This is a genomic window from Bacillus sp. JJ1532, assembly GCF_036965085.1.
Lineage (GTDB): Bacteria > Bacillota > Bacilli > Bacillales > Cytobacillaceae > Cytobacillus.
In genome coordinates, this window is record NZ_JBALOW010000037.1 from 1 (window position 1) to 11590 (window position 11590).

General features: G+C 36.6%; 12 protein-coding genes. 4 read left to right on the forward strand and 8 right to left on the reverse strand.

Annotation, left to right across the window (positions count from 1 at the left end; all coding sequences use genetic code 11):
• On the forward strand, window positions 1-286 hold a 286-nt coding region (locus tag V7122_RS13145; RefSeq protein WP_335527124.1), incomplete at its 5' end, for a hypothetical protein.
• 383 nt (window positions 287-669) lie between these two features.
• On the opposite strand, the gene V7122_RS13150 is transcribed toward V7122_RS13145, so the two are convergent.
• Both V7122_RS13150 and V7122_RS13155 read right to left on the reverse strand, forming a co-directional pair.
• A complete protein-coding gene (locus V7122_RS13150; RefSeq protein WP_335347647.1) occupies window positions 670-1044 on the reverse strand; it encodes a BC1872 family protein in 375 nt (124 codons plus the stop codon).
• Window positions 1045-1254: 210 nt separating this feature from the next.
• A complete protein-coding gene (locus V7122_RS13155; RefSeq protein WP_335490682.1) occupies window positions 1255-1455 on the reverse strand; it encodes a hypothetical protein in 201 nt (66 codons plus the stop codon).
• Window positions 1456-1541: 86 nt separating this feature from the next.
• Here V7122_RS13155 and V7122_RS13160 point away from each other — a divergent pair, with 86 nt between their 5' ends.
• The 3 genes from V7122_RS13160 to V7122_RS25765 all read left to right on the forward strand — a co-directional run bounded on the left by V7122_RS13160 (window position 1542) and on the right by V7122_RS25765 (window position 3021).
• Window positions 1542-1739 carry an excalibur calcium-binding domain-containing protein gene (locus V7122_RS13160; protein ID WP_335347645.1) on the forward strand — a complete coding sequence of 66 codons (198 nt, stop codon included), beginning with the start codon at window positions 1542-1544 and terminating at the stop codon, window positions 1737-1739.
• Between the two features lie 125 nt (window positions 1740-1864).
• Complete coding sequence (locus V7122_RS13165) at window positions 1865-2659, forward strand: Arm DNA-binding domain-containing protein (protein ID WP_335527126.1); 795 nt, start codon at window positions 1865-1867, stop codon at window positions 2657-2659.
• A gap of 152 nt (window positions 2660-2811) precedes the next feature.
• A complete protein-coding gene (locus tag V7122_RS25765; protein ID WP_335490698.1) occupies window positions 2812-3021 on the forward strand; it encodes a tyrosine-type recombinase/integrase in 210 nt (69 codons plus the stop codon).
• Window positions 3022-3099: 78 nt separating this feature from the next.
• Here the strand turns inward: V7122_RS25765 and mutL are convergent, their stop codons facing one another.
• The 6 genes from mutL to miaB all read right to left on the reverse strand — a co-directional run bounded on the left by mutL (window position 3100) and on the right by miaB (window position 11285).
• Window positions 3100-4965 carry a DNA mismatch repair endonuclease MutL gene (gene mutL, locus V7122_RS13170; RefSeq protein WP_335527128.1) on the reverse strand — a complete coding sequence of 622 codons (1866 nt, stop codon included), beginning with the start codon at window positions 4963-4965 and terminating at the stop codon, window positions 3100-3102.
• Window positions 4966-5027: 62 nt separating this feature from the next.
• On the reverse strand, window positions 5028-7628 hold the full coding sequence (gene mutS / locus V7122_RS13175; protein WP_335353135.1) for a DNA mismatch repair protein MutS: 2601 nt from the start codon (window positions 7626-7628) through the stop codon (window positions 5028-5030).
• Window positions 7629-7814: 186 nt separating this feature from the next.
• The gene (locus tag V7122_RS13180; RefSeq protein WP_335347641.1) at window positions 7815-8441 is read right to left on the reverse strand and encodes a LysE family translocator; all 627 of its coding nucleotides are present in this window, start codon (window positions 8439-8441) and stop codon (window positions 7815-7817) included.
• A gap of 110 nt (window positions 8442-8551) precedes the next feature.
• On the reverse strand, window positions 8552-9100 hold the full coding sequence (locus V7122_RS13185) for an outer spore coat protein CotE (protein WP_335347640.1): 549 nt from the start codon (window positions 9098-9100) through the stop codon (window positions 8552-8554).
• A gap of 210 nt (window positions 9101-9310) precedes the next feature.
• On the reverse strand, window positions 9311-9739 hold the full coding sequence (locus V7122_RS13190; RefSeq protein ID WP_335347639.1) for a RicAFT regulatory complex protein RicA family protein: 429 nt from the start codon (window positions 9737-9739) through the stop codon (window positions 9311-9313).
• A gap of 1 nt (window position 9740) precedes the next feature.
• Window positions 9741-11285, reverse strand: coding sequence for a tRNA (N6-isopentenyl adenosine(37)-C2)-methylthiotransferase MiaB (gene miaB, locus V7122_RS13195; protein ID WP_335527130.1), 1545 nt, complete (start codon window positions 11283-11285; stop codon window positions 9741-9743).
• Window positions 11286-11590 lie beyond the last annotated feature (305 nt).

Below are 11590 nucleotides of genomic sequence, written 5' to 3' on the forward strand. Positions count from 1 at the left end.
AGTTGATCCAATTGAGCATTTCGAAAAAATGTTACAAAAATATCCAGATGAAATAAAGAATACATATGAATTTTATTCCTTTTTCAAAGAATTACCTTTGGCTAATCAAAGGTTTGACTATGTTCCTATCATTGAGTTAGGTACTATCTTCAAGTATAAAAAACCTAAAATCTTCTTCGAAATGCGGAAATTTTCTAGCAAAAGTTATGTTATTGATGTAATAACTTCTTCTGAAACGGATTTACAGAGAGCGATAGACATAATTAACAAAATGAAAAATCAATAATCTCCTTTTATGTCACATTTTTTGTCAAATGAACATAATGCTTAAACCATTTAATGAACAAGTACATTTTTAAAGAAACACGGACAAGTTTTTTAAATTTGAATAATATATAATACCCAAGAGACACCTCCTAATATAATGCAGGTACTATTACTAGTGCCTGCATTTCCTTTGATTACATTTTACTTAATGAATTAATTTCCTAAATTCAGGGAAAATTTTTTTTATGGGATAAGGCAAACATCTTGTTGAAGCTTCCACACTCGCCTTATCCTAATCAATTCCCATATTGTTGCATAAAATAGCTATGAACATATCCCTTTTGCATATCAGTTTGCTTTAGAGCCTTACAAGGCTCTTTTTTTGTGTAGTAACTTCCATGCTTAAAATGTTACATTCAATGCTTTTAATGAAGCCATGCAAATTCTTAAAGGCATATCTTTCATTTCAATAGATTCACATTGTTCACTGGAAAGCTCCTGTCTATAGTTGTAAGGTAGTGTCTGATCTTCTTTCATCACATACGAAGCCACTCGACAAGAACTTGAACTGATTTCAAAGTATATTCCTTTAAATCTCATTTCTTTAATGACCTTCCACGCATCTGCTATGTCTTCTGTTGGACAGAAGTCATCTGGAATAGAAAATTCCTCCCCATCATCCGCGTACACAGAAATAATGTCTATATTTTGAAAGTGATTTGTTTTCCATCCAAATACATTTTCAGCAATCAATTGATCTATTTTTCTTGTGTTCAAACAGATCCACTCCTTTTAGGAAATTCCTTTACTCTTGTGATTAATAAAAATCTGACCAACTCATACCAACCATGTACAAATAACAAGTTGAATTACATGTACCGTATGTCCGGTTATACCAATCTCTATAATCCAGTTTCCTCCCGCATTCTTCACAACACTCACGCCATTTAGTAAATCTCCATCTTTGTCTGTTTTTAGCTGCCACGATTATTCCCCCTCAACATCATCGAATTTCATTTTGAAGGCATCCACTTGACGAACAGTGCCGTCTTCTAATTCGATAGTTGCATATGTGCCAATACCTTCCTCAAGGCTGCCCTCTTGACTAAAACAGTGGAAATATCCCTTTAATTCCTGTTGGTATGAAATTGCTGTTACTGGCCTTAATCCGTTCCTAGCTTTTCTCATTCTTAACCCTCCAATTTTAAAGAAACATAATACAAAGTCAGTTACTTAAACTCGTATTCACCTGCTGTTTTTTTATAGAGCACCGTATGCTTTTTAGTAAGCCCGCAAAAACGGATAAAAACTGCACTGAGTTAAATAAGGATTATAAAGGTGGAGTCGCTGAGTCTTCTTCTTCGAAAAACAAAGGCGGAAAAACAAAATATAAACCGCATGTTTCAAAAGAACTTTATGATGCAAACAAGAGCAAAGATCGCGATAAAGATGGCATTGCGTGTGAACGATAACTTATAAGCCCAACTCAGGGCTTTTCATTTAATCACAAAACAGAACATATATTCTTACCGTCTGAAAGTTTACTTTAATGAAAAAAAGATATACAGAAAAACAGTAAAATATTAAGGAGGACAAAATGACTTACTATAGAAAAGTTCCCGCAAAAAACAAAAAAGGCTATACAAGGTCATTTACACTTGAACTTGGTAGAGACCCTTCAACAGGTAAAAGGAAGCAAATTACAAGGCGTGGATACGAGACTAAAAAAGATGCTGAATTAGCCGCAAATCAAATGACAATTGAAATAGATAATGAAACATTTGTGAATGAAAAAGAAATAATATTTAAGGATTACATTATTGACTATCTTAATATTATTGCTAAACCAGCTGTAAAGCTTACTACGTTTAATGGCTATTCGAGCGCAGTAGAAAAAAGATTGATTCCAAAGTTCGGACATGTGAAAGTAAAGCAACTTACCCCAATAATGATTAGCAAATACTATAACGAGCTACTTAATGAGGGATTAACTGAAGAATTTATTCAGTACATCCATTCCATACTGAAGATGGCTGCCAAAACTGCGGTCGATTGGAAATATATTAAAAATGATTTTATGAATAATGTAAAAGCTCCACGAAGGCAAAAGAAGAGTATTGAAACTTGGTCAATAGAGGATTGCAACATCTTCCTTAACAGAATGAGAAGTCAAAAAAATCATATATTTATGTTATATTATTTAGCCATTTATACGGGAATGAGACGCGGTGAGCTTTTAGGACTAAAGTGGGGAGATATCGATATTGGCAAAAAAAGAATTTATGTTCACCATTCCTTATATTATGTCGCTGGGCAAGGTCTAGTTTTGCAGTCACCCAAAACAAGCAGTGGAAAAAGAAATATTTCTATTACAGACGAAATGATACGATAAATTCAATTTTATAAAGTAAAAAAACAGGAACAGTTATTCAAGGTTGGTATGAAATTAAATAATGATCATTTTGTTATTTCTGCTTTTGGCGGCGAGCCGGTTAACCCTAATACTATACATAAGCAATTTTTATACGATATCAAGCTTTGGGTGTGAAGAAAATTCGTTTTCATGATCTAGGACATACACACGCTACAATCATGTTAGAAATTGGTGAGAATTCTAAGGTAGTTTCAGAAAGATTAGGTCACTCAAACGTGGCCATAACATTAGATAAATATAGTCACGTTACCTCAAATCTTCAAGATTCATCAGCGGAAATTTTTTCAAAAGCACTTCAAAAAAGCGATTCCAACCAGTAAAAGTGGTCAAAATGTGGTCAAATAATATAATAAACAACGAAGAATCCTGCTATTCTAAGGGTTCTTCGCTGTTAAAAATCACATAACTCTCTTAAACATTTTTTCCATGTCATAGGTAGAATAATGAATAATAATCGGACGGCCATGCGGACAGGTGAAAGGGTCAGAGGTCTGTCTTAATTCATCTAGTAATGCCTGAATTTCATCATTCCTTAAATGATGGTTAGCTTTAATAGAAGCCTTGCAGCTCATCATGATCGCTGCTTCTTCCCTTAGCTTCTTAATATCAACCCTCTTCATGGACAGGAGCTGCTCAATCATATCCTCGATGATTTCCTTTTCTTCTCCTTTAGGCAGCCATTGCGGATGAGAGCGGATGATTAAGCTATTATGACCAAACGGCTCAAGGAAAACGCCGACCTTTTCCAGCTCACCCTTATATTCATTAATTTTTATATAATCATCTGTTGAGTAATCAAAGGTCAATGGAATGAGCATTTCCTGCAGCTCGCTCGCCACTTGTCCAACCTTTTCTTTAAAAAACTCATATTTAATACGCTCCTGGGCTGCATGCTGATCGATGATATATAACCCCTTTTCATTTTGAGCAAAAATATACGTTCCGTGCATTTGTCCAATAGGATATAACGGTGGAATTCGCGTAGGCTTTTTCTGGTTCTCTCCCATATACGAGACTCCTGTTGATTCACCAATGTTTTCATTTATGCTGAGAGAGGCTATATCTTGTTCAACAAAAGTGGAGACCATTTCTGACATTGGCTTATGATTATTTTCACCCGGCTCAGTGGTCATTCCTTCTTCCATAACAATAGAAGAGGTTGGAGGCAGGACAAACCTTTCCTCTTTAAAAGCCTTCTCAGGAATATGATCTAATTGTAAAAAGATCTGTTCCTGTTTTGGCTGAATTGGCTTTGGCTGCGTAAATCCTGTCGGAATCAGCTCCTCCTTCTTAAAGGCGGCTTTAATTGTTTCAATGACAAGCTCATATAATTCCTGTTCCTTACTTAAACGGACTTCCATTTTAGAAGGATGGACATTGACATCAACTAGCAAAGGATCCATATTAATATTAATTAATACAATTGGATATCGGCCTATAGGTAAAAGGGTATGATAGCCTTCCTGGATTGCTTTTGCTAAAGCATAATTCTTAATGAATCTGCCATTTATCATCGTTGAAATATAATTTCTGGAGGCTCTTGTTATTTCAGGATATGCTGCATAGCCGCTTATTTGAAAATCCAGAGAGCTTGCTTGAATGGGAATCATTTTTTTCACGATGTTCATTCCATAAATAGCCGCTAAAACTTGGCGAACATCCCCATTTCCATTCGTTTGGAGCAGCTTTCGATCATTGTGAATAAGACGGATTGATACTTCTGGATGTGCTAGGGCCAAACGATTGACAACATCAGTAATATTTCCAAGCTCGGTATGAATGGTTTTCATATATTTTAAACGTGCAGGCGTATTAAAGAATAAATCAGAAACAACTAAATCTGTCCCTTTTCTAGCGGGCGCTTTTTCTACTGCTCCTAACTTACCGCCTTCAACAACTACTCTTGTTCCGATTTCCCCAGTCGAGGTTTTCATTTCGACTTTTGAAACAGAAGCAATACTTGGCAATGCTTCACCCCGGAAACCTAGTGTACGAATACGAAATAAGTCATTTTCATCCTTTATTTTGCTTGTCGCGTGACGCTGGAAAGCAGTAAGCACATCATCTTCAGCAATACCGTCCCCATTATCTATGATTCGAATCTTGGCCAATCCTGCTTCCTCTGTTTCAATCTCAATAATTGTACTACCTGCATCTATTGAATTTTCCACTAGTTCTTTCACAACGGATGCTGGACGCTCCACGACCTCGCCTGCTGCTATTTTATTTGAAAGTGCATCATCGAGCTGAATAATTTTCCCCATATAGCTTCACCTCCATTTTTGAAAGTTTTCTATGATTTGTAAGGAAGATTTAATTTTCTTCCTTAACTTTTTAGCTTTTTGTGGAGTTCATAAATGGTATTTAATGCTTGCATTGGTGTCATATCCAGGATATCAAGTGATTTTACTTTTTCCAAAACCTGCTTTTCCTTCGAATTGACAGGTTTTTCTTTTACTAATATTGTTTCATCAAAAAATGAAAGCTGGGAATCTGACTCTGCTGATGTTTGTAATTCTTTTTTTGGCGGTACAGCAGCATGCACCGGTGCCTTCTGCTCGAAGCCCGTTAATATCTCGTTTGCTCTATGAATGAGTTCCTCAGGCAATTCAGCAAGCTGCGCTACATGAATGCCATAGCTTTTATCCGCTGCACCTTCTTTAATCTTATGAAGGAAAACAACTTTCCCATTTTGTTCAACGGCACTAACATGCACATTTTTTAATTTCTCGAGGCTCTCTTCCAAAACTGTTAATTCATGGTAATGGGTAGAAAATAATGTTTTCGCTCCTATACGATCATGGATATACTCAATCATCGCTTGAGCTAACGCCATTCCATCATATGTGGATGTACCTCGTCCGATTTCATCAAAGAGAATAAGACTGTTTTGCGTTGCATGGATGATGGCGTTTTTTGCTTCAAGCATTTCAACCATAAAGGTACTTTGACCCGAAATTAAATCATCCGCTGCACCAATTCTTGTAAAAACTTGATCAAAAATAGGCAAAACCGCCTCTGAGGCTGGCACATAACAGCCAATTTGCGCAAGGATTGCTGTTAGGGCAATTTGTCTCATAAATGTACTCTTCCCTGACATGTTAGGACCTGTGATTAAGAACATCTCACTTTCAGCGTCCATATAACAATCATTTGGTACATATTCCTGAGCATTCATCACCTTTTCAACAACTGGATGCCTTCCATCCTTGATTATTAATCTGCTTTCCTTCGAAAACAATGGCTTCACATAATGTCTCTCTTCACTCACAGTTGCAAAGCATTGAAGAACATCAAGCTCACTAATTAATTTAGCTAACGCCTGCAGCCTTGGAATAAATCCCTTAATATGCTCACGCAACCTTAAGAAAAGCTCATATTCTAGCTCTACACTTTTTTCTTCTGCTTGCAGAATAAGTGCCTCTTTTTCTTTTAGCTCTGGCGTAATAAACCTTTCTGCATTTGTTAACGTCTGTTTCCTCTCGTATTGGCCTTCTTGTAGAAGGTGAAGATTGGCTCTAGTCACCTCAATATAATAGCCAAAAACGCGATTATAGCCGACCTTAAGAGATTTAATCCCCGTCTTCTCCCGTTCCTGTTTCTCAAGCTGGGCAATCCACGTCTTTCCATTCCGAGTGGCATCACGGAACTTATCTAGTTCTTCATTATACCCATCCTTTATCATATTCCCGTCTTTAACTGAAAGCGGAGGATTTTCTGCAATTGCCCTTTCAAGCAAATCAACAATTTCTTCGCATGGATCGAGACGCTTAGAGAAATGCTGTGCCTCTGTTCTAGAAAGTTCCATTAAAAGATCCTTTATTCCAGGAATTTGCAGTAAAGAACGTCTGAGCTGGATTAAATCCCGAGCATTCACATTTCCGAAGGCGACCCTTCCTGCAAGCCTTTCTAGGTCATAGACCTCCTTCAGCTTCTCTCTAAGTTCTTCCCTTTCAAAATACGAGGTTATAAATGTTTCAACTAGATTCTGGCGGCGAATAATTTCCTCTTCATTCACAAGGGGACGATCGATCCATTGTTTTAATAATCTGCCCCCCATTGCTGTCTGTGTTTCATCTAGAAGCCATAGCAAGGACCCCTTTTTTCCTTTAGAACGTATCGTTTCGGTAAGTTCAAGATTCCGCTTCGAGAAATAATCGATTTTCATATAATGATGTGTTTGATAGATTGTTACTTTTTGAAGATGATCTAAGCTTCTCTTTTGTGTTCGATAAAGGTAGTTAAACAGTCTGGAAACGGTTTGGTGAAACTTGTCCTGATTAATATCTTCAAGTAAGTGTTGGTAGTGATCCTTTTGTATATGATCATCCTCGATAGAAAAGGTCATATCTGTCCGTTCTTTTATTTTCAGCTTCCAATCTTCGTTGAAAACGGAAGCAATAACAATTTCTTTCGCACCTAAAAGCGAAATTTCATTTAAAACTTCTTCAAAGCCTGAAGTCAAAAGGGTAACCTTTGTTTCTCCAGTAGAAAGATCATTAAAGGCAAATCCGAAAGAACCATCATCAAAATAAGAAAAAGTAGCGATATAATTATTTTCTTTATCATGAAGGCCTTTCCCCTCCATCATCGTTCCGGGGGTAATCAGCTGTACAACTTCTCTCTTCACAACACCCTTTGCATTTTTCGGGTCTTCCGTTTGCTCACAAATCGCTACTTTATATCCTTTTTCTATTAATTGTTCAACATAGCCGGGAGCAGAATGGTAGGGTACGCCACACATCGGAATACGCTCCTCCGTGCCACCCTCTCTGCTCGTTAACGTAATCTCAAGTTCCTGCGATGCTTTTATCGCATCTTCAAAAAACATCTCGTAAAAATCGCCAAGACGAAAAAATAAAAAGGCATCCTGATAATCTGCCTTTACACTTAAGTATTGCTGTATCATAGGCGTATAACCTGCCATAGTATCCTCCATTTGTAACATTAATATCATTTTGATTTATTATTATTTCAGCAGCTTCTACTGAAAATGATATTTTCATTATAACATAATCCTCTAAAGTGAATGTTCTGACAAAAGTAAAATGCAGCACTCCTTTTGAAAGATTGCTGCATCTACTAAAAATATAAATAAAGAGCAAATGACCAATTAGTTTTTTTCCAAAGCCAGCTTTATGCCAAAAAGGATAAGAATGCCTCCTGTTAACCCTTCTACCGCCTTCATAGTAGAAGGCTTTTTCATAAATTCACTAATATAATTAATTAAGTAAATATAGAAAATAAACCATATTAGTGTTAAGACTGTATAGGTTAAGCCCAAAGCTAAAAACTCAAAAAAAGCATTATCCCCTTTACCAGCAAATTGAGGCAAAAAGGTCAAAAAGAATACGGCTACCTTAGGATTAAGAAGATTTGTCAGGAAGCCTTGACGGTAGTAAGATGTATTTTTATATTTATCTGCTTGATTAGAATCTTGACTTGTCTGAGGATGTTTTTTCAAAATATATAGGATTGATTTACAGCCAAGATAGATTAAATAAATGGCACCAACATACTTTAATATTGAAAATAAGAAAGCTGATTTTACAATTAGAGCAGACAAACCGAATACAGCAGCTAGAGTATGAATGAGCAAAGCAGTAAGAGTCCCAAATGTAGTTTTCATTCCTGCAGCTTTTCGTTTTGAAATCGTATTTCTCGTAATAATGGCTGTATCAGGACCTGGCAAAATAATCAACATGATACACATAAAGATAAAAAGCCAATAATTTTCCATTTGTTCTACCTTCCTTTAAATTTTCATTCATTATATAATAAATTTGAATATTTAAACATATATTCTAAAAAAAAAAAGAAAAACTAGGAGCAAAACCTCCTAGTTACCTTTTATTCCTCTTCATCTCCAATATAGAAATCTGGATTTAAATCTTCAAACTCCTCGTCTTCTACGTCCATTCCCCATGCTTCGTCATCCTCACTATCGCATTTTCCAGGATGGATGGCTACACAAACCTTTGTTTCACCGATCACTTCAACGAGAAATTCTCTTTCAACGTGGATAATGATCTTATTTCCATTCGGTGAAATGACCGCTTCAGTGCAGTTAGGCTGCTGCAATACGCGTGCAATAACTTCATGGTCATCTAAACTATCCGGGTCACGGTATTTTAGTTTTATGACATCCATATATTCGACACGTTCAGTAACGACTTCAGTTTTTGTGTTATTGTCAAAGGAATGCCAAACGTTAATGTCATATGTTCCGGAAACTTCGACTGTTTTCCCGACCTTTTTCGCATCGTACTTATGGTTTATGATCCAGCAGCCTAGAATGCTTGATGGATGATGTTTAGGGCTAATCGTATGATTGGATTGAGTAAATTTACGTCCTTTCGCTACGACCGCCTTGGTTATTATCTCTCTGTATTCTCCCATTGCGAGCGAACCTCCTCATTCATTTTCACTTCATCCTATGCGGGATATTAGACTAGTGTGCGATATTTATTGATGAATGTTTGAGTAAAAGTATAGGCATAATTCATAGTATGCTTTTTCTTTAGGAGTGTGCCCACAATAGGCTTACTTAAGATTTCTACAAAAAAACTCCTTTCGGAAATAATTCCAAAAGGAGTTCTGACTTTATTATTAATGGTGTGAACAGTCACTATTTTTTATTTGAGCACCTGTTTCGCCGCTTAAAAGGTCCCCGCCAGTTGTCAAAATGATCTCATCTGTGACTGTATTAGAAATGACTGATGCAACTAGCTGCAGAAGTTCATTCACTTCAATTTGTGAATGCTTAAACTCTTGCACAACAGGAATTTCATCCAGCTCGTTCTGAAGGGATTCAATTTTATCTTCAGTCTTTTTTAATGCTTCCATTTTGCCGAAATGCTGCAAATTAACTGCCTGCTTTTGCAAACCTTTAATATTCGTAATTGTTGCCTTTACTTTAGCATTTTCATGAATTTGGGCTTCAGCACGTTTAAAAAAGTCAACCTCTTCCGTTTCTGCAATCATTTGTGCAAGCTCTTTTGCTCTTGCTACAATGTCATCCTTTGTGTATTTCCCCATCTTACTCCACCTCTACCGCATCTAGTTCTTCAACCATTTCTCCGTTTAGTGACCACGTTTTAGCATCTGTAATTTTCACATTAACAATTTTACCAATTGCTGATTTTGGACCAATAAAATTAACTAGCTTATTTTTTCTCGTATAGCCTGCTAACACATCTGGATTATTCTTGCTTTCGCCCTCAACTAAAACTTCAACAGTTTGACCTTGATATTTCTTCATTGCTTCAGCAGAAAACTCATTAACTACTGCATTTAAGCGCTGTAAACGTTCCTTCTTAACTTCCATTGGAACATTATCCTGCATTTTTGCTGCAGGTGTGCCTTCACGAGGGGAATAGATAAAGGTATAGGCTGCCTCATACCCTACTTCACGATATAAGGAAAGCGTTTCTTGGAATTGCTCTTCTGTTTCATTCGGATAACCGACAATAATGTCTGTAGTGAATGTTGCATTAGGGATTGCAGCTTTTATTTTTCGAACAAGTTCTAAATACTGTTCTCTCGAGTATTTGCGAGCCATGATTTTAAGCACTTCTGTTGAACCAGATTGAACAGGCAAGTGAATATGCTCTACGAGATTTCCGCCTTTTGCCAAGACTTCAATGAGATGGTCATCAAAATCTCGTGGATGGCTAGTAGTAAAACGAACACGCGGGATATCAATTTTACGAATTTCATCCATAAGATCTCCAAGACCATATTTAATATCTTCAAAGTCTTTCCCGTAAGCATTAACATTTTGTCCAAGCAGGGTAATTTCTTGATAACCTTGAGCTGCTAATTGTCTAACCTCTTGAATAATATCCTCTGGTCGCCGGCTTCGCTCTTTCCCCCGAGTAAAAGGTACAATACAATAAGTACAGAACTTATCACAGCCATACATAATATTAACCCAAGCTTTAATATTACCTCGGCGTACTTTTGGAAGATTTTCGATAACATCTCCCTCTTTAGACCATACTTCAATAACCATTTCTTTTGACATATATGCTTCTTTTAGGATGTTAGGAAGACGGTGAATATTATGTGTTCCGAAAATCATATCGACTTGATTATAGGTTTTAAGAATTTTGTTTACGACAGACTCCTCTTGGGACATGCAGCCGCAAACACCTAAAAGCAAGTCAGGTTTTTCCTTTTTCAAATGCTTTAAGTGGCCAAGTTCACCGAACACTTTATTTTCAGCGTTTTCGCGAATGGCACATGTATTTAAGAGAATCACATTAGCATCTTCCACAGTATCAGTTGGTTCATAGCCAAGCCCTATAAAGATCCCTGCCATGACTTCTGTATCATGTTCATTCATTTGGCAGCCATATGTGCGGATATAGAACTTTCGGCCCTTCCCCATTCCATGAAATTCTTCCGGAATATCAAAATCTTTATGATATTTTACTTCTTCTTTTCCACGTTTTTTAGCATCCTTCAAGGATGGCGGTGTAAACACGGTCTCAAAGTACTTACTGTAATCCTTTTCGGATTTTTTGTCCGATGGATTAGCTGTTTTCACTTGTTGTCCTTCAAGTCTTTGCTTTTCATTCATATTTTAATCCCCTTTCTAACATATCCGGGTTTTAGAGAGTTTTGTTTTATCGTGTATTTTTAAAAGCATTGGTTGAGGTAATGGGTAAAATAAAGCAATTCACATTAGTATAGTATAATGCTTTTAGGGTATTAAAACAATACATTTACTGACTTGAGCTCTCAACTTCTAATCACAAATCTACTATGTAAATGAAAAAAGCTATTCAAAAATATTTATCGCAGATTAACGGGCTGTAAGATCCCCACTGCAAGAAGTTGAGTAAAACCAAAATTTCTAAAGTGGAGAATCAACAGCCCGTAAAG

Bases quoted from the DNA above. Each gene is read 5' to 3' on its own strand.
- V7122_RS13155 (WP_335490682.1), bottom strand. From the start codon at position 1,455: ATGAGAAAAGCTAGGAACGGATTAAGGCCAGTAACAGCAATTTCATAC.
- V7122_RS13160 (WP_335347645.1), top strand. From the start codon at position 1,542: ATGCTTTTTAGTAAGCCCGCAAAAACGGATAAAAACTGCACTGAGTTA.
- V7122_RS13165 (WP_335527126.1), top strand. From the start codon at position 1,865: ATGACTTACTATAGAAAAGTTCCCGCAAAAAACAAAAAAGGCTATACA.
- mutL (WP_335527128.1), bottom strand. From the start codon at position 4,965: ATGGGGAAAATTATTCAGCTCGATGATGCACTTTCAAATAAAATAGCA.
- mutS (WP_335353135.1), bottom strand. From the start codon at position 7,628: ATGGCAGGTTATACGCCTATGATACAGCAATACTTAAGTGTAAAGGCA.
- V7122_RS13180 (WP_335347641.1), bottom strand. From the start codon at position 8,441: ATGGAAAATTATTGGCTTTTTATCTTTATGTGTATCATGTTGATTATT.
- V7122_RS13185 (WP_335347640.1), bottom strand. From the start codon at position 9,100: ATGGGAGAATACAGAGAGATAATAACCAAGGCGGTCGTAGCGAAAGGA.
- V7122_RS13190 (WP_335347639.1), bottom strand. From the start codon at position 9,739: ATGGGGAAATACACAAAGGATGACATTGTAGCAAGAGCAAAAGAGCTT.
- miaB (WP_335527130.1), bottom strand. From the start codon at position 11,285: ATGAATGAAAAGCAAAGACTTGAAGGACAACAAGTGAAAACAGCTAAT.